At 50.9% G+C, this 25,029-nt stretch carries 15 protein-coding genes; 5 read left to right on the top strand and 10 right to left on the bottom strand.

Features of this window, described 5'->3' with window-relative positions; genetic code table 11:
• Positions 1–47: 47 nt before the first annotated feature.
• On the bottom strand, positions 48–3,302 hold the full coding sequence (locus B5X72_RS16020; RefSeq protein WP_079717936.1) for a S41 family peptidase: 3,255 nt from the start codon (positions 3,300–3,302) through the stop codon (positions 48–50).
• Between the two features lie 3 nt (positions 3,303–3,305).
• Here B5X72_RS16020 and B5X72_RS16015 point away from each other — a divergent pair, with 3 nt between their 5' ends.
• On the top strand, positions 3,306–3,593 hold the full coding sequence (locus B5X72_RS16015) for a hypothetical protein (protein WP_079717935.1): 288 nt from the start codon (positions 3,306–3,308) through the stop codon (positions 3,591–3,593).
• Between the two features lie 61 nt (positions 3,594–3,654).
• Here B5X72_RS16015 and B5X72_RS16010 read toward each other — a convergent pair whose 3' ends face one another.
• From B5X72_RS16010 to B5X72_RS15980, 7 genes are all read right to left on the bottom strand, one after another.
• Positions 3,655–5,148: a PAS domain-containing sensor histidine kinase gene (locus B5X72_RS16010; RefSeq protein ID WP_079717934.1), complete on the bottom strand. Its 1,494-nt coding sequence runs from the start codon at positions 5,146–5,148 to the stop codon at positions 3,655–3,657.
• A gap of 149 nt (positions 5,149–5,297) precedes the next feature.
• Positions 5,298–7,646, bottom strand: coding sequence for an ABC transporter permease (locus B5X72_RS16005; RefSeq protein WP_079717933.1), 2,349 nt, complete (start codon positions 7,644–7,646; stop codon positions 5,298–5,300).
• Positions 7,647–7,731: 85 nt separating this feature from the next.
• Complete coding sequence (locus B5X72_RS16000; RefSeq protein ID WP_079717932.1) at positions 7,732–10,146, bottom strand: ABC transporter permease; 2,415 nt, start codon at positions 10,144–10,146, stop codon at positions 7,732–7,734.
• A gap of 248 nt (positions 10,147–10,394) precedes the next feature.
• Positions 10,395–12,800 (bottom strand): ABC transporter permease, encoded by a 2,406-nt coding sequence (locus tag B5X72_RS15995; RefSeq protein WP_079717931.1) that lies wholly within the window; start codon positions 12,798–12,800, stop codon positions 10,395–10,397.
• Between the two features lie 180 nt (positions 12,801–12,980).
• Positions 12,981–14,855: a CocE/NonD family hydrolase gene (locus B5X72_RS15990; RefSeq protein ID WP_079717930.1), complete on the bottom strand. Its 1,875-nt coding sequence runs from the start codon at positions 14,853–14,855 to the stop codon at positions 12,981–12,983.
• Positions 14,856–14,910: 55 nt separating this feature from the next.
• Positions 14,911–17,391, bottom strand: a complete 2,481-nt coding sequence (locus tag B5X72_RS15985) for an ABC transporter permease (RefSeq protein ID WP_079717929.1) — start codon at positions 17,389–17,391, stop codon at positions 14,911–14,913.
• Positions 17,392–17,439: 48 nt separating this feature from the next.
• Positions 17,440–19,845, bottom strand: a complete 2,406-nt coding sequence (locus B5X72_RS15980; RefSeq protein ID WP_176146245.1) for an ABC transporter permease — start codon at positions 19,843–19,845, stop codon at positions 17,440–17,442.
• Positions 19,846–20,198: 353 nt separating this feature from the next.
• On the opposite strand from B5X72_RS15980, the gene B5X72_RS15975 reads away from it, so the two are divergent.
• Both B5X72_RS15975 and B5X72_RS15970 read left to right on the top strand, forming a co-directional pair.
• Positions 20,199–20,972 (top strand): DUF4197 domain-containing protein, encoded by a 774-nt coding sequence (locus tag B5X72_RS15975; RefSeq protein ID WP_079717927.1) that lies wholly within the window; start codon positions 20,199–20,201, stop codon positions 20,970–20,972.
• Between the two features lie 138 nt (positions 20,973–21,110).
• Positions 21,111–21,680, top strand: coding sequence for a PhnA domain-containing protein (locus B5X72_RS15970; RefSeq protein WP_079717926.1), 570 nt, complete (start codon positions 21,111–21,113; stop codon positions 21,678–21,680).
• 91 nt (positions 21,681–21,771) lie between these two features.
• On the opposite strand, the gene B5X72_RS15965 is transcribed toward B5X72_RS15970, so the two are convergent.
• Entirely contained in the window at positions 21,772–22,539 is a 768-nt protein-coding gene (locus B5X72_RS15965; RefSeq protein ID WP_079717925.1) for a hypothetical protein, read from the bottom strand.
• A gap of 230 nt (positions 22,540–22,769) precedes the next feature.
• On the opposite strand from B5X72_RS15965, the gene B5X72_RS15960 reads away from it, so the two are divergent.
• The gene (locus B5X72_RS15960; protein WP_079717924.1) at positions 22,770–23,576 is read left to right on the top strand and encodes a hypothetical protein; all 807 of its coding nucleotides are present in this window, start codon (positions 22,770–22,772) and stop codon (positions 23,574–23,576) included.
• Here B5X72_RS15960 and B5X72_RS15955 read toward each other — a convergent pair.
• Complete coding sequence (locus B5X72_RS15955) at positions 23,573–24,301, bottom strand: LytR/AlgR family response regulator transcription factor (protein ID WP_176146244.1); 729 nt, start codon at positions 24,299–24,301, stop codon at positions 23,573–23,575. The genes B5X72_RS15960 and B5X72_RS15955 overlap by 4 nt on opposite strands.
• A 133-nt stretch (positions 24,302–24,434) precedes the next feature.
• Between B5X72_RS15955 and B5X72_RS15950 the strand changes: the two genes are divergently transcribed.
• On the top strand, positions 24,435–25,028 hold the full coding sequence (locus B5X72_RS15950; RefSeq protein WP_079717922.1) for a Crp/Fnr family transcriptional regulator: 594 nt from the start codon (positions 24,435–24,437) through the stop codon (positions 25,026–25,028).
• Position 25,029: the final 1 nt, after the last annotated feature.

Raw genomic sequence — 25,029 nt, 5'->3', positions numbered from 1 at the left:
ATAAAAAAAGAGGTTATTCGTCATGAATAACCTCTTTGAATAGTTAGCTATTTTGCTTTATTTGGAAAGGGGGGTATTTTCGGTACACCCGTAGCCTCTCCTTTAGCTAATTGCTCCATTAATATCTCAATGCCCTTGGTTAGCTGGGCATCGGTACCCTGGTACTCTTCATAGGGATCGTTTATGACCTCAATATCGGGGTGCACGCCTTCTCCTTCAATGATAAACGATGACCCATCCGCCGCGAAGTGCGCAAATTCGGGTTTTCGCATATCGCCGCCGTCGATAAATGGTAGGGTGCCGCTGATGCCCACTACGCCGCCCCAAGTACGTTGGCCAATGAGTGGCCCGATCCCGTAATGCTTGAACTGCCAGGGAAATAGATCGCCATCCGAAGCAGAATACTGGTCAATGAGGCATACCTTAGGCCCTACGTGCGCGTCGGGCTTGATGGACGCTGTTTTACTATTTCGCCGCATGGTCCCTAAGCCAGGTTTGCGCAGCAGACGTTCTATAATCATCGGCGACACATTGCCCCCACCGTTTCCGCGGTCATCGATAATGAGGGCCTCTTTGTCCAGCTGCGGATAGAAGTAACGAGCAAACTGGTTGAGACCATCTGGGCCCATATCTGGAATATGTACATAACCAATCCGGCCGTTGCTTGCGGCGTTTACCTTTGCGATGTTTTGCTGTACCCATTCATGGTAATAAAGGGCGGACTCATCGGCTATCGGCTTTACAAGGACCTTTCGCGCTCCGTTGGGTGCAGGATTTGTGTTGATTTCAATTTCGATGAGTTGGTCGGCTTTGCCAATAAGCGTCTGATAGAGGTTGTCTACGTCTTTCATGGATACGCCATTGATGGCGATGATGTATTCGCCCTTTTTAGCCCCGGCAGCAGGAGCGCGCAAGGGGGATACGAGCGTTTTGTTCCAGCTTTGGCCCGAAAGAATGCTGTCGATGCGGTAATAGCCACTTTTGTCACGGCTGAACGTTGCACCTAAAAGCCCCATAGGTATACGTTCCACTGCAGGGCGGTCGCCGCTGTTCACGTAGGCGTGCCCAACGTTGAGCTCGGCTATCAGCTCGCCAATGAGGTAAGTGAGGTCGTCCCGATGGTTGACGTAAGGGAGCAATGGCGCATACTTGTCGTGCATGGCTTTCCAGTTTACTCCGTGCATATCCGGATCATAAAAATAATCACGCATCTGCCGCCAGCTCTCGTCATAGACTTGTTTCCATTCCGCTTTTAGATCTACGGTCGTTTTCAGTCCCGTCAAATCCACCTTATTCGTAGGCGTAATTTTTGATTTGGCCAGGTTTTCGATGAAGAATCCGCCGCTGCTGCGGATTAGGATTTTTTTTCTGTCAGGACTTACCGCATAACTTCCAAAAGTCCCGATTTCTGTTTCTTTCTTGTCCGAGAGATTAAAAAACTTGAATCCTCGTCCATTGGTACCGGCACTGGAATAATAGAGCCCATCTTCTGTAGCAACAAGTCCGAAATACGAACCGGGCGATACCGGCAAGCTCTCTACTCGGTCGGCCAGACCTTCCTCGTCGACAGTGATTATTACACCGTTTTTTGCAGCGTTTTCAGCCTTTTTGTCTTCATTTTCTTCCTTTTCTTTGTTCGTTTTCACCGTTACTTCGTCGCTTTCCTCGGTAAACGGAGACTTGGTCGAAGCGCTGAGCCTGACCAGATAGGGACGACTCATGTCATTATAAACGTGATTCCATTCTGTACTACTGTATGTCGGATTGAAGTCGCGCTGCGATACAAAATACAGGAATTTGCCGTCAGGGCTGAATTCCGGTTGGCCACTGTTATACCACGTGTCGGTGACCGTAATGGTTTTCTTGGTCTCGATGTTGTATAGCTTGATGACGGTAAATTCGCGGGCTTTGCCGGGCATGCTATAAGCAATCCATTTGCTGTCGGGCCCAAAAGTATAAGCGCCGATGGTGCTTTCGTCCGAATGAGCAGCAAGTGTTTTGTTGCCAGACTGGATATCTACGACATATAAATCTTGGTTCCGGTCGCCATATAGCAAATATTTACTGTCCGGACTCCAGACTGCGTTAAATTTATAAGCGCCGCCCCCTTTGGTAAGTTGTTTTGCCGGTTCGGTACCGTCCTGTTTCTGGATGTATAATTCGTCTTCTCCTGTACGATCCGAAATAAAGCTTACCCACTGGCCATCCGGGCTCCATCCTACATTGCGGTCGTGTACGCCGCTACTTTGCGTCAGGTTACGCGTCACGCCTGCTTTCGCCGGGACGGTAAACACGTCTCCGCGCGCACCAAACACCACCCGCTTTCCATCTGGCGACAGGTCAGCGCTATAGATAAAATTGGATGCGTCTATTTGTTTGGTGCGTCCGGAGGCAAAGTCTTCGGCGATAACGATATTAAGCTTTTTGGTCTGTCCGTTAAGGAGGTCGTGGTGGTAGATATATCCCCCGTTTTCAAACACGATGGCGTCACCTCCCAACGAGGGAAACTTGACGTCGTAGTCCTTGAAGTCGGTCACCTGTCGTGTTTGCTTTGTTTGTGTGTCATACACAAACAAGTTTGCGATACGATTACGATCACTTACAAAGTAAATTTTATCGTTGTAATACATCGGGAAGACATCCTGGGCGGGATGGTTGGTCACGTTTTCCGTTTCACCGGTTTTCGGGTCGGTAAGCCAGATGTCGTCAGCCATCCCTCCCCGGTAATATTTCCATGTCCTGAATTCACGAAATACGCGATTCATCGCCAGCTTCGAGCCGTCGGCATTGTACGAGGCCCAAGAGGCCACTGAGTAAGGCAACTCCCGGCTGAGATCCCCGTTGAGGGGCGCCAAATAAAGCTTGCCTTTGAAGGCATTGAACGAAGTGCCTCGGCTACGGTAAATTACATGTTGGTTATCGGGTGTCCAACCCATGACAATGTTGTTGGGGCCCATGCGATCAGCCAAGTCATCGCGGCTCAATGTAGGTGTATAGGTGATGCGTTTAGGCTCACCCCCGTTTGCCGGAATGACAAACACTTCCGTGTTGCCATCGTATTGGCCGGTAAATGCAATGTGCTTACCGTCCGGGCTAAATCGTGCAAACATTTCATAACCGGGATGACTGGTGATTTTGCGCGCTACGCCGCCGTTTACCGATACAACGTAGAGGTCGCCCGCATACGTAAAAACAACCTGATTGCCATGGATGGCGGGAAAGCGCAATAAACGGGCCTCTTCCTGTGCCGAAGTGACCAAAATGCTGCACAGCATTACGATGATTGTAATCATTTTCTTCATGAGATGCAATTAATTTTAAATGAAGTGGGATACGCGTCTAAGTTAAAGAATCATCGTCAAAATAGCTATTTAGGCTGTAAAATAGCAGCTATAAATAAAAAAGCCGTCCCAATATACATCGGGACGGCCGCCCCAATGGGGTTAGGGGCTATCAACCTAAACCTATCCTTTGTTAGCGAAAAGGGTGCCAAATTTTTAGGTTGGCAAACAAATTTTTTTTTAAAACGTTCGTATGCTTTGAAATGGTATTTACTGGCGGTTGATTTCAGTGGACATTATGCAATCGCATAGTCCGTCATGGGCATATAAGTTTCTCGCTCGCGGCGAGGTGGAACACGTGGACAAATGTCAATTAGTCATAGGGCAGCGTGAAAGAAAAGACCGCGCCTTTGTCCGGTTTGTTATCTGCCGTGATGGTTCCTCCGTGGTGCTTAATGATTTGGGCGGTAATGTATAGTCCGAGTCCCATACCGGGATAAGTCGGCATATCGGCACTACCGGCACGAAAAAAGCGGTCAAACACGTTAGTTAACGAAGGGGCTGGAATGCCAACGCCATGGTCTTCGATACTGATTTTTAGGAATTTTTCGTCTACATCAGAGACACTGACCGTAATCTTTCCGGTCGGGGGGGAGTATTTTATAGCATTCGTAATGATATTGCCCAACGCTTGCCCTATGCGCTGGCGGTCGGCGAAAACCGGCCTTACGGGTTTTGTGTTTAGGATGATTTGATGATATTGGTTAAGCAGCCTGAATTCATTGATGCGTTCTCCAACGAGGTCGTTGATGTCGAAGCGTTCCTTCGTAAGGGGGAACTCTCCTTTGGTAATGTTGGAAGTGTCCAACAAATTATTGACCAGGTTGACCATCCGTTCCACATGGTGGTGGAGTTTTTTAGCCAATGCAGTATTCCTTTTATCTCCTGCTTTCTGTAATTCCCGCGTCAGCAATTGCGTATATGCCTTGATTCCGGTAAGCGGCGTATTAAGCTCGTGGCTCGCTGTGCTGATAAAGTCATCTTTGAGGTGCTCCATTCGCTTGCGCTCAGTGATGTCTTTGAACAGTATAGCCACTTGTCGTTGTTCGGCAGCTCCCATGCGAAATGCATAGACTTCATACCAGCGGTGCAGCTGCTCAGCATGATTTTCAAAGCGGATGGATTCTCCAGTAAGTGCGACGTGGCCATAAATTTCAAACCAGTGATTTTCGTGTAGCGGGGCTATTTCTCGCATGGTTCGGCCGACTGCATTTTCAATGTCCGTTTGTTGCTTGAAGGCCTCGTTGGTTTCCAGAAAGCGGTAATCATAGGGACGATTGTAGGTGTCAAACAAAACCTCAACTAAACAAAAGCTTTCGTCAATTGAGTTGAACAATGTACGGTACTTTTCTTCCGATGTATACGAAGGGTGTCTTTCGGATGTCGATTTTGTATGGTGCTGTATGATGGTATCAATGCCTTCTGCGGTAGGTGTGATGCTTACGCGAAACCATCCGGAGAAGGCGGGGATATAATCCACGAGAATACGGGGCATGCCATCGTGCATCGAACATTTATAAATACTGCCTAACGCAGTAGCTTCAAGTTCCGGAAATATCTCCCACACTTGGCTGCCTACCAAATCATGCGATTTCTTGTCCAAAAGACGGAGAAAGCTTGTGCTGGCATAGATGCATCGCCAGTTTTTGTCAAGCGTAAATAAGCCTTCGGCAATGCCGTCATAACGGTAGGATGTCCCTTCGATTAATGGGTAATGGATTTTCTCTGGATATCTGGGGAAGAGAAATGGAACAGGAATAGGATCTTTATAAAGAGATGCCGCATTGTCAATAACTTGTTGTCTCATATCTGTGTTAGTTAGCCCGCGGTGCAAAAGGATTACACTGCAACTTCATAGAGAACAACGGCCTGCTGGTTTTGTTTTTTTTTACGGCATGAAATTTTGTGTACCTGTACGCAACAAACTGGCTGCTGCGTACAGGTTGTCGCCGCGGCTTATTCGGTTCGGATCGCCTTGATAGGATTCTGTTGCGCAGCGCGAAGTGATTTGCCGCAAACGGTGATGGCCGCAATGGCAAAAGCGACAAAGCCCGAGACAGCAAAAATCCACCAAGCGATATCCGTACGGTAGGCATAGCTGTTCAGCCAGCCGTTCATCATCCACCAGGCCAACGGAAAGGCCACCAAAAAGGAAATGGCTACCAGGACAAGAAAATCTTTGGAAATCAGTATGATGATGTTGCTGGCGCTAGCGCCCAATGTCTTTCGGATGCCGATTTCCTTGAATCGTGTTTCCGCGGCATAGGTCACCAGGCCGAAAAGGCCGAGGCACGATAGGAAGATGGCGACTCCCGCAAAGATATTGAACAATTTTCCAGACCGCATATCGCTTTTGTACATGTTGTCAAACGACTCATCCATGAACTGGTAGTTGAAATCATAGTCGGCATTATATTGTTTCCAAAGTTTTTCTACAGCCGCAATTGCCTGTTGTGCTTCGCTTCCGGTAGTTTTCACATACAGGGTACTCCACCCCCAGTTTGGATTTATGAACAAAATGCAGGGCTCAATGGCCGTCTTCATGTTCTTGAAATGAAAATCCTTTACAACAGCCACTATGGTGCCCGGCACCTCATGAAAGGATATCGTCTGGCCGATGGGATTTTCGAGGCCCATTTGTTTGACGGCCGTCTCATTAAGAATATAATGAGCGCTATCCGCCGCCGTCCCCGTAAACCCTTTTCCCGCTATGAGCTCCATGCCCATCACTTCGGGGAAATTGCGATCCACAGACAACTGGTTAATCATGAAATTCTCCATGCCAGCAGGTTTGCCTTCCCACTCGATATCGCCTGTGGCGCTCCCAACATTGAGAATAGACTGCTGGGCAACCGTCACGCCGGCAATGCCGGGTTGATTTTGAAGCTCGTCCCGGATGGTTTCATAATTTTTCTGGAAATTATAGCTGTTAAACGTAAAAATATTCTCCTTGGTATACCCCAAGTTGAGGTTGCGGATATAATTGAGTTGGCTAGCGATAACAAGCGTAGCCACAATCAATACCACGGCACATGAAAATTGCACCACCACCAAAACCCTGCGGAAGTTGCCGTTTTTTCCGAATCCAGGTAGTTTACCTTTGAGGGCCGTCGCCGGCTTGAACGACGAAAGCATCCAGGCCGGGTACACACCGGCCATCGATAGCACGGCTATCAGTGCAAGACCAAAGATTATCCACACACGGCTATCCAACAGGCTGAACACCATTTCCTTGCCCGAAAGACTATTATAAATCGGTATCAGTGCCGCAATCAACCCGATGGCGACGATCAGCGCGATGAAAAAGACAACAAACGATTCTGCTATAAACTGCCAGAACAAATGGCCTTTATTAGCTCCCACTACTTTGCGAACGCTTACCTCCTTGCTACGCCTGGTAGACCGTGCAGTCACCAGATTGACGTAATTGATGCAGGCAATCAGTAAGATAACGAGTGCAACCAAGGAGAAAATCTTGACTTGGCGCATCCCTTGCTCGTCGCCTTTTTCGTTATAAAGATGTAGCTTTTCCAACGGCTGCATCAAGTAGTTGATATCCTTGAAAAACTCGGATGGGCGGTGTTTAAGATGTATTGCTGCCAATTGCTTACCCACAGCGTTCGCATCTGTGCCGGGCTTAAGCAAAAAATAGGTCTTCAAATAGAAGTTGCCCCAATCATTGTCCATATCATTCCGGTTTTCGGCGAGCATGCCAACCGGTAGCAACAGGTCATAACGCAGCGAAGAATTGGTCGGCATGTCTTCCATGATGGCAGTTACCTTGAAGTTCCTGCCGTCTTTTGTTTGCAACACCTGACCCATTGCCTGTTCGCTGCCAAAGTACTTATTCGCCGTACTTTGGCTAAGCACGATGGAGTTGTTATCAGCGAAAGGCTTGAGCGGGTTCCCTTCCAACAGGCGGAAATCGAATATGCGGAAGAACGTAGAATCGGCGTAAATTGCCCGCTCGTTGAATGTTTTACGGCCATGGGAGAGCAAGACGGAGCCTCCCGATTCGTTCACACGGCAAGCCTCTTCGACTGCGGCAATTTCCGCCTTACCGAAGACGGCCAAGGGCGCCGAAGTTGCCCAAATGTTCTGCATTTCTCGGTCAATGGCGCCGTTTGCGGAATAAATCCGGTCGCCTTTGGCATGCATACGGTCGTAGCTCAATTCATCCCATACCCAAAGTAGCAGCAGCATGGCCGCCGTGAGACTTACGGCCAAGCCGGCGATATTGATGGCAGCGTAGGATTTGTTTTTGACCAAAGTTCGTATGGCAGTCTTGAAATAATTCTTGATCATTTTTTACATTTTAGATTTATGAAGTAAGCGTCAGGTTATAAGCAATACGCTGTTAAGCCTAACGGTTATAACCCATAAGCTGAAATCACTCATCCCTCAACGACTCCACCGGATTGGCTAGCGCGGCACGAAGCGACTGTGTTATTACTGTTGCCAGCGCAACCATCAATACCATGAAGCCTCCAAGAAGCAACAGCCCCGCGTGAACATCAATGCGGTACGCAAAGCTTTCGAGCCATTTATTTGCCAGCCACCAAGCTATCGGAGCGCCAATGGCGAAGGCGATGACCACCATCTTCATAAAATCGCGTGATAGCAAGAGAATAATGCCCGATACGCTGGCCCCCAGTACCTTGCGTATGCCGATTTCCTTGACCCGCCGGTTGATGGACAGCAGCGCAATGGCAAATAGGCCCATGCAGGAAATGAGGATGGCCAGTGCCGCGCCGCTGATGATGATGTTGGTAAAGCGCCGGTCGCGCCGGTATTGGTTGTCCGTATTTTCATCCAGATACGACGCGCCATCCGTTGCCCGCGGGTTTACTTTTTTCCATACAGCTTCCACTGCAGCAAGCGAAGCCGCTAAGTTTTCGGGCCGTACTTTTACAAAAAGGTACTCCACGGCGAATTCATTCGGATTGATAAACATCGTGAGCGGCTCTATCTGTTGCCGCAGATCCTTGAAGTTGTAGTCTTTCACCACACCGATCACCTGCATGCCGTCATTGATTGGAATGGTTTGTCCCAGTATTTTCTCGATGCCACCCAGCTGCGCAGCCATCTGTTCGTTGATGAGTACGGCATTCGTGTCTGTGGCAAAATCGCGGGAAAAATCCCTGCCTGCCACCAGCTGGAGATCCAGTGTGCTGAGGTAATCGTAGTCTACCCGCAGCCAATGCGTGCGGATGGTACGGTCTTCATAGCCAAAACCGAGGCGCGAGGTAGCGGAGCTGCCATCGGTGCCCCTGCCGATGTTGATGTCCGAGCCGCTCACGCTCTCCACCTGTGGGAGCGAAGCCAGCGCTGCCCGCATCCGCTTCAAGGCCGTCTCCCCGTCTATTTCATCGCCGACAGGGATGCTGATGACTTCCGTTTTATTAAATCCCAGTGGGCGGGTATGGAGGTAATGTAATTGGCTGCTCATCACCAAGGTGCCTATGATGAGCACCACGGCGATGGCAAATTGCACCACCGTGAGTACATTGCGCAAGCCACCACCCGTGCTAAGCTGTAATTTGCCTTTCAATGTCTGAATGGTGTTGACGCGCGCCATGGACCAAGCCGGATACCCACCCGCAATGGCGGTAAGGAGGAGAAATACAACGAAAAATATGGGAAAGTTCCATCCGGTAAACAGTTGGCCGATGGCCAGCGAATAGTTCATGTTGGCGTTGTATTGCGGCAGCAATGCCCATGCCAGCACGCCGCCCAGGGTCAACGCAAAGATACACACGAGCAACGACTCGGCCCAAAGTTGGGCCATCAGCTGCCAGGGCCGGCCGCCCAACGTCTTGCGCATGCCGATTTCCCGGCTACGCATGAAAGAGCCCGCCAACGAAAGGTTGACGAAGTTAGAACCCGCGATGAAGAGGATCAGCCCAGCAATAAGCAGCAGCATCCATGGAAACATTGGCGGACCACCCCCGCCGATACCCAGGCTATTCAAGTGGTATTCGCTCATTGGCAGCACCTTCAATGCCAGGTACTCACCATTTTCATCCGGGGCGGCCCCGTCGCGTTTCAGGTTGGCGATTTCGCCCTTGTAATGCGTGGCCATAAAGGGTCTCGCCTGTCTGTTGAAAGCCACCGGATCGAGTTTATCGCCCGCCCATTGAATGAACACGCTATGGTTGGCATGCCCCCATTTATCCAGATAGCTATGGTAGTCGGGCACCATGTGCTCAAAGCGCAGCAATGTGTTGAAGGTGAGGCTGGAATTGGCAGGAAGGGTTGCCATGACCGCAGCCACGACCTTATTTTGCCATTGCCCGTTGATTTGTGCTTCAACGGATTCGCCGACCACGTCGGTACGGCCGAAAAGGTTCTTGGCCATGGTTTCGCTGATGACGATGTTATCCAAAGCATCCAATGCTGAGGCACTGCCCCGATGCAGCCGGAAGCTGAACATGTGGAGGAAATCCGGATCAACAAATTTCGTCGACGCAGCGAACTGCTTGTCGCCCTTGCGGAGTACGACGCCCCCGTTTCCGAACCGGCTCATGCGTTCCACAGCGGGAAGTTCGGCTTTCAGCGCCGGACCGAAGGGCACGGGTTTCGTTTCTCCGTATTCCTTTCCGCTGGTGGGGTTGGACACATCATAGACCAGTCCGATACGGTCGCGGTTCTCGTGAAAGTCATCGAAAGACAATTCAAACATGGCCGTGAGAAACAGCAGGATGGCGGCGGCAAAAGCCACGCTCAGCCCGAGGATGTGGATAGCCGTGAATACCGTGCGCTTGCGTAAGTTGCGGAAGGTGATATTGAGAAAGTTTCTAAGCATAGTACGCAATAATTGCAGTTATTAGGCCAAACATATAAGTTGTTTATTGTTAGTTGTTTATGTTGAAGTTGGCGGATAAAAGTGTTCGATATCGAACACCGGTTGTTCCATACCGGACAATCTATTGCATGAATATACCGCTGATCAGGATATGCTGCAAAACAACCATGAAGTACACATCAATCGGGCCAAGAAACAGCCGTTAATTAAAGGGTAGGCTCGATGCATCGGTACCTCCTTATATACGATTACTCATTGCGTAAAGACTCCACCGGATTGGCCATCGCTGCCCTGATGGCCTGCCAGCTTACGGTGAGCAGTGCAATCACCCCTGCGGCCAGTCCCGCTACGGCAAACATCCACCACTGGATATCGATACGATACGCAAAATCGGCTAACCAGTTGTTCATTGCCCACCACGAAATGGGGGAAGCAACGACTAATGCAATGCCAATCAACTTCGCAAAGTCCCTGATTAGCAGGCGGACGATGCCGCCGACCGTCGCGCCCAGTACCTTGCGGACGCCGATTTCTTTGGTCCGCTGATGCGCCATGAAGGTGACCAGTCCCAGCAGCCCCAGGCACGCCACGAAAATCGTAAGGCCTGCGAATACGCCCAGTACGGTGCCCGTTTTCCGTTCTACGGTATACGTGTTATTTATCCGCTCATCCAAGAACGAATACGAAAAAGGCAAATCGGGGTGAAGTGCATCATACCGTTCTTCCATGGTCTGCAGCAGCCCTGCCAGGTTGCCCGGCTTGGCTTTCACGATGAGGTTACCGAAGTTATCGTTCATCACCATGACCAGCGGCGTAATGCGTTCATGCAGCGACCGAAAATGGAAATCCTTGACGACACCGACTACCCGTAGGTGCCTGTTATCGCCATTGACCAGTATTTGGCCCAGTGCGCCGTTCGCCCAGCCAAAAGCGCGGACCGCCGCTTCATTGACGATAGCGCTCAGGGAGTCGGTACCAAACGCTTTGGAGAAATTCCGGCCGGCCGCCAATTCGATGCCCAGCGTGGGGATATAATGCTCGTCTACGTCGTAGCGCAGCGTTTTGACCCACTGGGACGGGGCATCCAGCGGGTGCACGAAGAAATTGTTGCTGTAAGAAGCTCCCGCAGGCACAAAGGGAGAGTTGGTCACCTGCGCGATATGCGGATCCAGTAGGAGCTGTTGTTGGAACACCGCTTCATTTTTGCCCAATGGCCAGGTCTGCAACACCAGCAAGTGCTCCTTGTCATATCCGAGGTTTTTATGTTGCATATAGTGGAGCTGACGGTACACTACCGTGGTGGCGACCATCAGCCCGATGGAGATAAAAAATTGGAAGATGACCAGGCCACTCCGCAACCCGAGGTGATTGTCGGCAGGCGTCAACTTGCCTTTTAAGGTCGCCGCCGGTTTGAAAGCCGATAGGAAAATGGCAGGATAGCCCCCGGCAAGCAGGCCCACGGCCACTCCCACCAGCAGGATTGCCGGCCACACCTGCCAGTGGAGCAGGAAGTCAAATGACAAGGCCTTCCCCGCAAGTTGGTTGAATAGCGGCAACGTCCCATAGGCCAGTCCGATGGCCAATGCCATGGCGAGAAACGCCAGGAGCAGTGACTCCACGAAAAACTGGCCGGTCAGGGCTGCCCGCGTGGAGCCAAGGACCTTGCGCATGCCTACCTCTTTGGCCCGCTTGGAGGCACTCGCTGTAGCGAGGTTCATGAAATTGATGCTGGCGATGAGGAGAATGAATAGGGCAACAACTCCGAAAATATACACATAGTGGATGTTTCCGGGAGTACTTAGGTGGTCGGCGACGTCCGAGCGCAGGTGGATGTCGGTGAGGGGCTGTAGGTGCAGGCCAATGTCGTTGCCCGCCTTCCGGTGTTCGCTATAGGTCATGCCGAAGGCCGCCGGAAACTGCGGGCCGGCATATTTTTCAAACAGTTCAGGCAGTTTGCTTTCGAGCGTACGGTAGTCGGTCCCTGGTCGGAGTACGAGGTAGGTGTAGTAGCCCGATTCCATCCAGGACGTAGATGCTGATCCAGTGAAACTGGCCATTGAAACGACAATATCGAAGTGGAAATGCGAATTCTGGGGCATGTTTTCCATGATTCCCGTCACTTTGATGGGGGTGGCGTCGTCACGGACGGCTATTTCCTTGCCCAGTGCATCAGTTGTGCCGAAAAATTTACGGGCCGCATCTTCAGAAACAACGGCCGTGTAGGGCGCAGCCAGTGCCTGCTGCGGATTCCCCTGTATCAACTGAAAGCTGAAGACATCAAAGAAGTTGGCATCGGCAAAGGCCATTTCTTCTTCCTGAAACAGCTTGCCATTGATTTCAAAAATGGGCCGACCGGCGGTACGGAAGCGTGTAGCCATTTCCACTTCCGGAAACGCTGCCACCATCGCTTGGGCCGTGGGCGGCATGACGTTGGCTTCTTTAATTTCCCCTCCGGGCACCGTTCCGCCGAACACCACCCGCACAATGCGGTCTGCTTTTTCGTGGAAGCGGTCATAACTCCATTCATCGTACACATAAAGGCCGATGAGCAGGCATGCGGCCAGGCCTATGGCCAAGCCAACGATGTTGATGGCCGCGAATATCCGGTTGCGCAGCAAATTGCGCCAAGCGATTTTGAAGGAATGATAAACCATGAACTTGCGTTTTGCGGGTGGCCTTGCAAGTCACTCAAGTGTCCTATCAAGGCCCCTGCCAACGGACGTGCAGTAACTGCGCCAAAAACACAATTTGTTTATAATCAGCAGTGTTGTTGTCTGTATTGTCCGGTGGGTGTCCGATATCGGACACCGCTTGTTCGCATATGGGCAACACCCTTATGGCTCCAGCACGTGCACCGTCAGGTGCGAAGCATGGTCGCCACCGTGATAGACGCGATGAGTAGCTTTGACGAAATCCGAGTCCTTCGCATGATAGATGTCCACAAATTGCTGCGGATTGCGGTCAACGAGCGGAAACCACGAGTTTTGAATCTGCACCATGATACGATGGCCTTTTTTGAAGGTGTGGCCCACGTCAGGCAGACTGAAATTAACGGGTGTTACCTTGCCCGGCACGAACGGCTCCGGATGCTCGAAACTGTTTCGGAACTTGCCGCGCAGCACCTCGCCACGCACCAGCATCTGGTAGCCGCTCAGGTTTTTTCCTTCATAGCCCAGCCCTGCGGAGGTAGTATCCTCGGGATGTTCATCAATGAGTTTCACGATATAGTCGGCGTCCGTCCCGGAGGTCGATGCAAATAGGTTGGCCAGTAAGGGACCGGCCAAGGTGATATCTTCTGTCAGTACGTCTGAACGGTAGACCTTTACATCCGGGCGCTGCGCAGCGAAACGCTGGTCGTCTATCATGTATTCACGGCTACGTCGCTCGTGTACGCCGGCTTGGTACGGCACCGGTGAAGCCGGATCGCTTACATATTCATCATAGCCTTCGGCGGGAGCCTTTTCGAAGCTCAGTCGACCATTTGCTTGGAGATACAGCTGCCGTGGTGCTGCTGCTTTTGGCGGCCAGCTATCAAAGTGCTTCCACTCGTTGCTTCCCGTTAAGAAAATGGTGGCCTCCGCAGCATCGAACGTCCCTTTGTCCTTCAGGTAATAGTTGAAAAAAGGGAGCTGGAGCTGTTCTTGATACCAAGCGCTGGTGGGTTGGTGGAATTGGATGTCGCCAAAAAAGTCGCCCGTACTACGTACCCAGCCCCCATGGAACCACGGGCCCATCACGAGATGATTGGCTGCATCGGGATTATTGGCCTTGATGCTATCATAAACGACAAAAGGGCCCAGAGCATCTTCGGCATCGAAGAACCCACCTACGGTCATCACAGCGGGCTTTACATCGTGCAGGTGGCGGGCAATTTCGCGGGCCTGCCAGAAGGTATCCAGCGTGCCGTGCCGCATGAGGTCATTCCAAAACGCTACGCTATCGCCGAAATACCGCTCGTTGACATGCGGCAAAGCACCGAGTTCCAAAAAAAACTGGTAGTTGTCACGGTACGAAAACGGTACAGCGTTATTGAATTCGTCCGGTGTAAGCGGCTTGGGCCGGGGTACACCAAAGCGGCTGTAAAAATTAAACGCATCCATCAGGAAGAATGCACCATTGTGGTGAAAATCGTCACCTCGAAACCAGTCGGTCACCGGAGCCTGAGGCGACACCGCTTTCAATGCCGGGTGAGCATCCGGCAGGGCGGCCGTGGAATAGAAGCCGGGGTATGAAATTCCATAAATCCCCGCTCGCCCGTTGTTGTGGGGTATGTTCTTGATGAGCCAGTCGATGGTGTCATACGTGTCGCTACTTTCGTCGATGTCGCGGTCGCTTTTCTTATCAGCCATGTGTGGCCGGATGTCTCTAAATGCGCCTTCACTCATCCAGCGCCCTCGTACGTCTTGATAGACGAAGATATAACCTTCACGGGCAAAATTGGAGTCCGGCCCCAGGGTCGCCTTGAATTTGTCTTCCCCGTATGGGGCAACGGCATAGGGTGTCCGGTTGATGAGCAGTGGATATTGCTGGCTCGTATCTTTTGGGATGTAAATGGCGGTGAAGAGTTTTACTCCATCCCGCATCGGGATCTGCCGTTCGATTTTTGTGTAATGCCGCTGGATGTATTCGGCTTCAGTCAATTGATCGGCCGTTGTACAGCCCCATAACATCGTAATCCCGAAGAACAAAGTGGGTAATAAATTGCGCATAGTCAGGCTTTTCGACAAACTTAGCTAAATTCGCTTTTATATCCAAAAAGCAAAATCACTCGTCCCTCAACGCGTCTACCGGGTTGGCGGTTGCCGCCCTCATCGCCTGAAAGCCTACTGTTGCCAGTGCAATGATCAGCGCCATCGATCCCGCCAGGGCAAACATCCACCATGCCATGCCGATTCGGTAGGCGAAATCTTCCAGCCACTTATTCATGGTCCACCACGCAATGGGCGAGGCAATGAGGACGGACAAGCCTATCAGTTTCATAAAGTCTTTCGAAAGTAGACGGACAATGCTGCCTTCCGTGGCTCCCAGCACTTTCCGGATGCCGATTTCCTTGGTGCGGAGTTGCGTCGCGAAAATGACCAATCCCAGCAAACCGATGCAGGCAATCACGATGGATAGCACACTGAAGATGCCGATGATTTCGGCCGTGCGCTGATCCGAGGCATATTGCATGGCCAGTTCCTCCCGAAGGAAGCTATATTCAAAAGGCAGGTCGGGCGAAAAAGACCGCCATAGGTGGGCGGTTTGCTGGAGTACCGGCGATAAATCCCCCGGCTTCATGCGGACGACAATGTTAGAAGTAGACTTCTCATACGTGTGCGAAGATTCATGGAATAACGCAAACGGTTGGATGGGGACGTGCAACGACTCCGTATGAAAGTCTTTCATTACCCCCACGATTTGATACGATTCCGCGGCATTACCCCCGGGATAGTTGATAAATTTGCCCACCGGTTGTTTGTATCCCATGCGTTTGGCGGCCGTCTCGTTGATAAGCACCGTGCGGGAGTCGTCATAACCATCCGCAAAGTTCCGGCCAGCGATCAACGAGATGCCCATGGTTTCGATAAAATCAGCATCCGTCAGGTACGAATTGAGTGTGATGTCCTTGACTGCCGGCTCATCGCCGGCACTTGGCAGCGGCACGTAGAAATCGCCATGGCCGCCTCTACCAGGCAGGCTGGACGTGATGGAAGCATTGTTCACCACAGAAAGGCGTTTCAATTCCTCCTTGAAGCTATCCTGCTGATTGCCAAGACGCTCGCTATTTGAAATCACCAGCACGTTTTCTTTGTTCAGCCCCAGGTCGTGGAGTTGTGTGTATTTTAGCTGCTGGTAGACTACGAGCGTACAGATGGCCAACGCGATGGAAATCGTGAACTGGAACACAATCAAACCACTTCGGATATTGCCGTTGCTTCCCGAAGTGGCTGGAATTTTTTGCCCTTTTAGTACTGCTACCGGCTTGAATGCACTCAAGTAAAAAGCGGGATAGCTGCCCGCAAGCAATGAACACATTAATACGAGCAGTGCCACGTACAGCCAGTTGCCTGCTGTCCACAACGTTTCAAAAACGATTGTTTTGCCGGATATTTGATTGAAATAAGGCAGCGTGCAATAGACCAGCGTCAATGCCATCAAGCAGGCAAAAGTGCTTAGTATCACTGCCTCGGCGAGAAACTGCCGGGCCACTTGCTGGCGAGTGGAGCCGATGACTTTACGCACCCCAATCTCTTTTGCCCGTTTGGAAGCCCCGGCGGTAGAAAGGTTCATGAAGTTCACGCACGCCAATAACAGGATAAACAGCGCGATGACGGCAAAGAAGTATACGGTCTTGATACTGCCCTGATCGGTGACCGCCGAAATAATATCAGCAGAATACAGATGGACATCGAGCAACGGCTGGAGGCTCAAATCCCATTTGCCCCCTTTCTTTAAAAATTCATCATAGGGCTGGCCGATGCGCTGAAAGGCGCTGACTGCATGCTGGCGCATCATCGCCGGGAATTTAGCCTCCAAGCGCTTGATGGCCGCTGCATCGATGGCTGCTTGGGGTTTGAATTTGACGTACGTGGCCACATTCAGCCATACCCAGCTCCAGTCAAAATAACGGACATTTTGAGCATTGGAGATGGGAATGAGAAAGTCAAACGTAAGCGAACTGGGTGTAGACGGGAAGTCCACCACGCCGGTGACCGTATAGGGTTGTTCGTCACCCTCAATGAATAGTCCACGCCCTATCGGATTGGCATCACCGAAATATTTTTTGGCCATGGCGTCTGTAAGCACGACGCTATGCGGATCGGCAAGACAGGTATTCCGGTCTCCTGCCCGTAGCGGATAGTTGAGCACCTGCAGGAAGTTAGAATCCACGCTCAATATACCGTGCTCATTGAACCGGTTTTCCCGATTGCCCCCCTCGCCGGTGTGGACGATCTTTTGTCCGGGGCGATAGAGCCGGGTATAACTTTCGATTTCGGGAAATGTTTCCATCAACGTCCTGCCGGCAGGCGGCGGGGTATAGCCAGCGTAGAACTCCTCTTCGCCCATTTTCCCATTCATGTTTACACGGAAAATGCGGTCGGCATCCGCGAAATGCCGGTCATATTGGTATTCATGCTTGATGAAAAGTGCAATCAGCATGACGCAGGCCATGCCCAAGGTCAGGCCGAACACATTAATGAGGGCCTGCGCGCTATTCCGAACGGCATTTCGCCAAGCGGTTTTAAAATAGTTCGTTATCATGTTTTTGTGCGTTATGCTTATTGCCTTCTACCGCTTATCGCAATACAATCATTCATCTTTCAATGACTCAACCGGATTGGCTATGGCGGCCCTGTACACCCGCATGCCGATGGTGGCCAGGGCGATTGCCAACGCGGCCAGCATGACGGCCAGAAACAACCCTGCCGATAAATCGATGCGGTAAGCAAAGCTATTGAGCCAATCTTGCATGAAGTAATATGCCAACGGGGCCGCAATGAAAAAGGCAATGCCCACGAGGTAAATAAACTCCTTTGAGAAAAGGTATACAATGCTCGCAACACTTGCACCAAGCACCTTCCGGATGCCTATCTCTTTAACCTTTTGCCCCAGCATGAACGAGACCATGCCATACAAGCCAATACTGGAGATTACAACAGATAAGGCAGCAAAAAACTGATAGGCTGTGGCCATTTTCTCCTCCTGCTTATAAAATTCGCTGATAGTTTCGTCCAAGAAGGACGCCTCGTAGTAATGTTCCGGATAGAGCGCTTCAAATAGCTGTTGAATCTCGTTCAGCGTCTTCTTGCCCGTACCTGCACCGAGCTTTATGCCAGCAACGTAATAGAGGCTTTTGTCCGTCCCCATGATGATGGGGCTGATTTCTTCGCGTAGGGAATTAGGAGTATAGTCCTTGACTACGCCTGATATCGTCATCCATGGCGAGGCAAAACCGATGCGGATACGTTTTCCGATAGCGTCCGCTGCCGAAGCCAGCCCCAGCTTCTGGACCATGGTTTCGTTGATGACGGCTTCTCGGAGGGTATCACTGTCTGCGTAAGCTTGACCAGCAACCATGGACAGGCCGTAGCTTTCGAAATAATCTGCGTCCGTAAATTTCAGGAATGCAGGAAAGTTGATGTTGTCCGATGTATCGCCGTCAAAGTAAAAATTGGACGACCATTTGTTGTCTGACGATGGTACATCGCTGGCGAAGCTTACCGATTTAACGCCGGGGAGTTGCAGCAACTGCTGCTTGAATACCGACATACGCTGTTGCTTACCGTCCGACGGTACCTGTATTGTATACAGTGCAGACTGGTCAAAACCCAGATCGGCATCACGGATAAAGACCATCTGCTTGACGGCTACCAGCGTACCTATCATGAGCAATTGGGCAATGACAAACTGTACGGCCACGAGTCCCTTGCGCAACGGCACCCCACCGATTTGGGCGGTGTTGATTTTGTTTTTAAGCGCTACCACGGGCTTGAAACCGGAGATAACCAAAGCAGGATAAAGCCCCGCAAGGAAGGTAAGTCCCAGTAACGAAAGCAATAAGAAAGTCAATGTATCCGCCTGTAGCACATGCGGAACGTCCGGCATGTTGGAAAGGTGGTGAATATGGGGTAAGGCACCATAAGCCAAGGCCACAGCCACCAGCAAGGCTATAAAGACCAGCAGAAATGTCTCGCCGAAAGATTGTATAATCAAGCTTCTTCTGCTGCCACCCAGTACCTTGCGCACACCAATTTCTTTACCCTTTCCTATCGCCTGTGCGGTAGTGAGGTTCACAAAATTGATGGAGGCCATCAGCAAAATGAATACGCCGATAAGCGCCAGTGTCGTCAATGTTGACCGATTGATTTGACGGTGGTCAACGGTTCCATAACGCGCATCGAAATGAATGTCGCTGAGTGGCTGGAGATGAAGTATCCGGATGGAGGCGCCCTGATTGTCAAAATACTTCTTGGAGAGCGCCGCTAACTGTCCTGTCGCCGTATTGGCGTCTTGGGGATCAAGCAGTACATAGAGTTGCATACTGCTGCTCACACTTTTCCAGTCGTCAGGCCCGTAATTAAATAAGTGGGCGTTTGCTTCCAGTGTGGGAAAGGAAACCAGCAACCGATAAGGGAAGTTGCTGTTCTCCGGTACGTTTTCTACCACGCCGGCTATCTTCAGCGGGATCTCGTTGGCAAACAGAAGGTCTTGACCGATAGCCTGTTGCCATGATCCGAAATAGCGTGCCGCCGTCTTGCGGTCCAGCACGGCAAGGTTAGGATCGGCCAATACGTCCGCGTTGCCCGCCAGCCAAGTGGCATCAAAGAGCTTAAAAAAATCGGCCGATGTAAAGAGGACCAGTTCCGAATATTTGTCTACCTGGTTGGTGCTCTTGGTGACGTTGATTTGACCGCCTGAAGCGTATAAGGGAGCGACGGCTTTCAGCTGTGGCATGTCTATGCTGAGCGCCTTAGCCAGCGGAGCCGCCACCCCTTGGTTATAATCCGACGAATTTCCATATTGTGTTTCTGTGACGACGCGGTAGACGTGCTTGTAGTTTCTGTGAAACCTGTCAAAGCTCCGTTCGTATTGGATGATGACGAAGAGTATCAATGCTGCTGCTATACCCAGGGACAAGCCGGTGATGTTGATAAGGGACGTCCGCTTATCGCGGATGAGGTTTCGCCAAGCGATTTTGAAGTAGTTTCTGATCATGGCCATTTGGCATTAAACGATAACCCGTAGTACGCAGCACGTTACGCGCCAAAAAAACAATTGTTTGATAGTCAGTTTTTTGCGATACCTCCAGTCGCAACGGGTGTTCGATTCCGTACACCGGTTGTCCAGATACGTACAGTTGTAATACCGACGCCGGGCCAATGCAGGGGCTGACCAAGAGAGCCTGAGACGGCTATTCAACGCCAGCAAAACCACAGTTGTGCGCACAAATCGATCGGGACGGCGCTACCCATGTCATTCTCCGTTGTGCCGAGATTTAGCGCCCGTTTCGGCCGACAACCCGAAGATATTGCTATTTTTGCTGCAGTTGTTTCATTAAATAGCAGATCATGGGATTAAGCAAGAAGTTTATAGGCGTACTTCTATTGGCGGGCATGCTGGTTTATTCAACCGCTTCCGCGCAGGGTTTACTCGATCGGGTAAAGGACGCCATGGCCGAACGTTCGGGTAGCCAGGCTCGGAGTGGTGATGAAAAGCGGAATATAGACTTGTCGGGACTGTCTACCGGCGAAGTTTCCAGTGCGCTGAAAGAAGCCTTGAATATAGGCGTTACAGAAGGGATCCAAAAACTCGGTGCCGAAGACGGTTTTTTCAAGAATGAACTGGTCAGGATCCTGCTGCCCGAGCAGTTGCGGAAAGTGGACGCCGCCCTGCGTGGTGTCGGCCTGGGCAACTTGGCTGATCAAGGATTGTTGCTGCTCAACCGCGCTGCGGAAGACGCCGTAAAAGAAGGGGTGCCTATCTTTGCAAATGCCATCACCACGATGACCTTTGATGATGCGAAAAACATCCTGCTGGGTGATAGCGTAGCTGCCACGAACTACCTCAAAGGTAAGACGTCAGAACAATTGTTTGCAGCTTTCAGGCCCAAGGTGGAAGGCTCGCTGGGCAAAGTCGGTGCAGACCGTGTTTGGGAGCAGATCATCAGCAGGTATAATGGGCTCACCAGGCAATCCATCGACACCGATTTAAACGCTTACGTGACGCAGGAGACCGTCAACGGTGTCTTCAAGATGGTGGCCGAGAAGGAGAGCGCCATTCGCGACAACTCGGTATTCCGTACCACATCGTTACTGAAAAAAGTATTCGGGGCGGTGGATTAATCGGCGGCTGGCCCCAAGCACACACGAGACTGCCCCGGCTTTAGTATCAACGCCAAGGAATTTCAGTGATAGGAGGTGGTCAGTAAGGTTGGCATGAAAAATGCCTAAAACGGAATGCCAAAACCGTATCTTTGGGCCATGAACGAAAAGCTGATGGCCCGCAGTGGCGGCAGATGCGAGTTGTGCCAGAAAGAAACAGCGCTGGCGGTCTACCCCGTACCGCCCGATGCTTATGCCGACAATGAAGTGGCGGTTTGTAAGACATTGGTTAGTCAAATCGAAGGCGTTGAGCCGCTTAACCCTGATGAATGGCGCTTCTTGCCGGAAGCGATGTGGAGTGAAGTTCGTGCTGTACAGGTACTGGCATGGCGCATGCTCAACCGCTTGAAAAGTGAAAGCTGGGCAGCAGAAGCGTTGGATATCCTGTACCTTGACGACGAGACCCTTGCGTGGGCCAAGGCAGTAGGTGAGCAAGCAGAAGCTGGTGAAGCCATCGTGCACAAAGATTCGAATGGCAATACCCTTCAAAATGGCGATTCAGTGGTGCTAACCAAAACGCTCGATGTGAAAGGCAGCAACCTCAGTGCCAAGCTCGGCACGGTGGTCAAAAACATTCGGCTCGTCGAGGACAACCCCGAACAAATAGAAGGTAGGGTAGAAGGGCAGCTAATCGTTATCCTCACGAAGTATCTGCGGAAACAAAGTTAGTTGAGAAAGAAGTTCCCGGTAAATGAAGAAGGGCACGCATAGGATGCCCTTTTCGGTCTGATCGCTACCGCAGTTTACCCAGCCGAAAGCATTAATCGTAAAAGAAGCTGATTTGCGATTCGTTGCCGTCCTGATCCTTCTCTGTAGCCGCAGTAGGATATCCTGCCGCGTCAAATTGATAGGTGTAAGTCGTGATAAACGCCCCTAGCCCGGTTATTTCCAGACGGCTTTGGGTGATTTCGTTTTCGCTCGAAAAAACAGAAAAGAGGTCCGGAATAACCAGGTAGTTAAAGCGGGCTGCGCTGTATGCAGATTTTTTGTTTCCATAGTTCCATGTCAGTACTAGTTCGCCCTCGCTCGCCGTATAAGCCACCCGGGTTAGGTTATTGCCCATGTAGCTGAGTGTGTAAACGGCTTCGTTGCCTGCCTCATCGGCGAAGTACATTTTACTGATTTTGCCGTCGGTTACTTCGTAAGTAATCTCCGTTTCAAGTTCCTCACCGGGATTATCCAGATCTGACAGCACAGAAGTCGCACGCAAGGGTACCCCAGTGCTGTTATAGGTGATCTCGAATACCTGTTTCGCTCCCGTCGACTCAAGCTCAAATCTGATTGGATTGTCATTGTTGTCATATGTTATCCGACTACGATAATCGTCCTCCTCACTGTTGTAGGCTATCAACCTGTTTTTGGTATCATACGCCAACGTATAGGTAACCGACTCGCCATCCGAGGTCGTTACATAACGTTGAAGGTATTTGGTTGCGTTTGACGGCGAGTCGTCTTTTGGACTATTTTTTTTGCAGCCCACGGCTAATGCGATACAGGCAAGCCCTACTATAAAAAATCGTTGTTTCATTCTACAGTATATTATGTTTTCAATGCGAAGGCAAAGTTAGCTTTGGCTGTTTAGCCATTCCACCGCGGAAGTACGGTAATGAACGTTTAGGCAGTAATACGTATCCTTTTGCTCGCAAATGTTAGCTCAGTTTTCTCTTCATCTCCTTTATCCGGCCGTTTGTCGCCGTATATAATCGTTGGACGGCTTTGGTCCGGATCGATTACGTTGACCGCTAGATTTGCGGGCCAATGAAACGATTACATTTATTTGAATTTGAAGACATGCCCTGGTTCCCCGCTTGGCTTCGAGACTATGGAACGGATTTCCTGCGTGCCATCGCCGACCGCGCGGACTATTATGAACAGCTTATCCCCGTCCTGCTGGATGCGTTGGATAGGAGCCGCCGGTCCGCATTTGTCGATATTGCGGCGGGAGGAGGCGGTGGCTGGGAGAAAATCCTGCAACGGATGATTCCCTTAAGACCGGACATGAACGTCACGCTTACAGACATTTTCCCAAACCGGGAGGCGTTTGCCAAGCTGGCGAGCCGGTTTCCCGCGCACGTGACCTTCTGTGCCTATCCGGTAGATGCATTGAATGTGCCCTCGCACCTGCGGGGAGTGCGTACACAGTTCATGTCGTTCCATCACTTCCGCCCGCGAGCAGCGCAACGTTTGCTGGCAGACGCCGTGGAGCAACGTTCGCCTATTCTGGTGGTGGAAGCACAGGAACGGAACGCTTTCAACCTGTTGAAATTTTTGGTGCTCTCTCCACTATGCGTTTGGCTGCTCACACCGGGCATCCGCCCGTTTCGGTGGAAAAGAATATTCTTTACCTATTTCATACCGCTCATACCGGCTTATCTGCTGTGGGACGGGTTGGTCAGCGTATGCCGTACTTATACGCTCAATGAAATGCTTGACTTGGCTTACGGTGCTGATTTAGACAGGTCCTATATTTGGGAAGTTGGCAAGGCCAAGGGCGGCTTGATGCCTGTCAGTTACCTTTTGGGCTATCCAGTTGAGCGGCCGGTCAGCCCATCAAGTGGTGGTTAGAACATCAGCTCTTTTATGGCGGGCATATAGTTTCGTCCGACATTGATTTCGATGGCATTGGGCAGCGCTACAAAAAGTCTGCTGATATCGCGGTAAAGTTCCTGGATATAATCAATATTGACAATATAGGAGCGATGGATGCGGATGAAGTGCACTGGGTTTAGCTTGCGCTCAAGTTGGCCGATGCCGTTCGTGCTGAGGTACGACTCGCCATTGATGGTATGAATCCACGTGTAATCCTTGTCTGCTTTAAAATGGGTGATTTTATCGACCGGGATGCTGGTGAGGCGTTTCCCTTTTTCTACCAATATGCGGGTGGGAAAGCCGTTATTTGGGGTATGGAGATGGCGGATTGCAGCCATTGAGCTGCTTCGCAACGCTGAGCGCCCCAGCGCCAGTTCCAGGCGTTCCGCGGTAAACGGCTTTAGGAGGTAATCCACGGCATGGTACTCAAACGCCTTGGCGGCATATGCAGGCGAATCGGCAAGTAAAATGGCGGCAGGGGTTTCAATGGCGGCATCCAATACTTCAAATCCACTTTTACCAGGCAACTCAACGTTCATCAAGACGAGGTCGGGTTGCAGCGCATTGATGTATTTGAGGGCTTCCAGTCCGTTGCAGCACGTCCAAAATACAGCCGGATATCCCTGTTGTCTGATCAAGCGCTGAAGTTCCTCACGGAAATCGCCGTCCTTATCCGCAATCAGTAATGTAGACTTTCTCATAACCCTATTCTTTTCATGGCAAGCAAAATTAGTGTGGCAGCGCCTCGAGTTCAACTGACATATGTCAGAAATTGTTGCCTTGGTTTTTTTTATTATTTTCGTAACGGATTGGCCGTTAAGATCTCGCTTTATCATGATACCGCCTGACCATTTTAAAAAGGTATGTCATTACGCGCAGCGTAAAGGTGTGTTATTTACGCCTGCAGAGTTCGAGATCATCAAATCGTTTACCAGCCATAAGTTACTGCCGCCCCATACGGTAATCATGGAACAAGGTAAGGTTGTCAGGACACTTTATTTTCTGAACAGCGGCATTGCCCGTTTGTACCGGCTACACAACGGCGTGGATTACACACTGGGTATCGTCTCGGTGAATGATTTCCTGTCTACCCCGCTATACTTGCTGAATGGCGAGCTGTCCTCCTGTGCGTTGGAATCGCTCACCGATATCGATGTGTTGGTGTGGGATAGGCCCGGTGTAGAGGCGATGAAGCAGCGGATTCCCCGAATGTACGACATGGAGCTGGCAATTATGGATAGGCTGCTCAATTGGATACAAGATAGCCAAATCGATGCGGCGTGCATGACTGCGGAAGAACGTTATCAAAAAATCATGGCCGAACAGCCGGAGGTCATCCAGCAGGTTCCTTTAAAATATATTGCTTCATTATTGGGCATTCATCAGGATAGCCTCAGCCGGATACGGAAGACCCTCGGCCAGAAGTAAA

This window comes from Parapedobacter luteus (genome assembly GCF_900168055.1).
Lineage (GTDB): Bacteria > Bacteroidota > Bacteroidia > Sphingobacteriales > Sphingobacteriaceae > Parapedobacter > Parapedobacter luteus.
Note: the sequence above shows the minus strand (reverse complement) of the source record. Positions and strands in the feature narration are given on the sequence as shown.

What these genes read in the sequence shown, in the direction of transcription:
- B5X72_RS15970 (WP_079717926.1), top strand. Translation starts at nt 21,111, where the DNA reads ATGAACGAAAAGCTGATGGCCCGCAGTGGCGGCAGATGCGAGTTGTGC.
- B5X72_RS15955 (WP_176146244.1), bottom strand. Translation starts at nt 24,301, where the DNA reads ATGAGAAAGTCTACATTACTGATTGCGGATAAGGACGGCGATTTCCGT.
- B5X72_RS15985 (WP_079717929.1), bottom strand. Translation starts at nt 17,391, where the DNA reads ATGATAACGAACTATTTTAAAACCGCTTGGCGAAATGCCGTTCGGAAT.
- B5X72_RS16005 (WP_079717933.1), bottom strand. Translation starts at nt 7,646, where the DNA reads ATGATCAAGAATTATTTCAAGACTGCCATACGAACTTTGGTCAAAAAC.
- B5X72_RS16010 (WP_079717934.1), bottom strand. Translation starts at nt 5,148, where the DNA reads ATGAGACAACAAGTTATTGACAATGCGGCATCTCTTTATAAAGATCCT.
- B5X72_RS16000 (WP_079717932.1), bottom strand. Translation starts at nt 10,146, where the DNA reads ATGCTTAGAAACTTTCTCAATATCACCTTCCGCAACTTACGCAAGCGC.
- B5X72_RS15965 (WP_079717925.1), bottom strand. Translation starts at nt 22,539, where the DNA reads ATGAAACAACGATTTTTTATAGTAGGGCTTGCCTGTATCGCATTAGCC.
- B5X72_RS15975 (WP_079717927.1), top strand. Translation starts at nt 20,199, where the DNA reads ATGGGATTAAGCAAGAAGTTTATAGGCGTACTTCTATTGGCGGGCATG.
- B5X72_RS15990 (WP_079717930.1), bottom strand. Translation starts at nt 14,855, where the DNA reads ATGCGCAATTTATTACCCACTTTGTTCTTCGGGATTACGATGTTATGG.
- B5X72_RS15980 (WP_176146245.1), bottom strand. Translation starts at nt 19,845, where the DNA reads ATGATCAGAAACTACTTCAAAATCGCTTGGCGAAACCTCATCCGCGAT.
- B5X72_RS16020 (WP_079717936.1), bottom strand. Translation starts at nt 3,302, where the DNA reads ATGAAGAAAATGATTACAATCATCGTAATGCTGTGCAGCATTTTGGTC.
- B5X72_RS15995 (WP_079717931.1), bottom strand. Translation starts at nt 12,800, where the DNA reads ATGGTTTATCATTCCTTCAAAATCGCTTGGCGCAATTTGCTGCGCAAC.
- B5X72_RS15960 (WP_079717924.1), top strand. Translation starts at nt 22,770, where the DNA reads ATGAAACGATTACATTTATTTGAATTTGAAGACATGCCCTGGTTCCCC.
- B5X72_RS16015 (WP_079717935.1), top strand. Translation starts at nt 3,306, where the DNA reads ATGCAATTAATTTTAAATGAAGTGGGATACGCGTCTAAGTTAAAGAAT.
- B5X72_RS15950 (WP_079717922.1), top strand. Translation starts at nt 24,435, where the DNA reads ATGATACCGCCTGACCATTTTAAAAAGGTATGTCATTACGCGCAGCGT.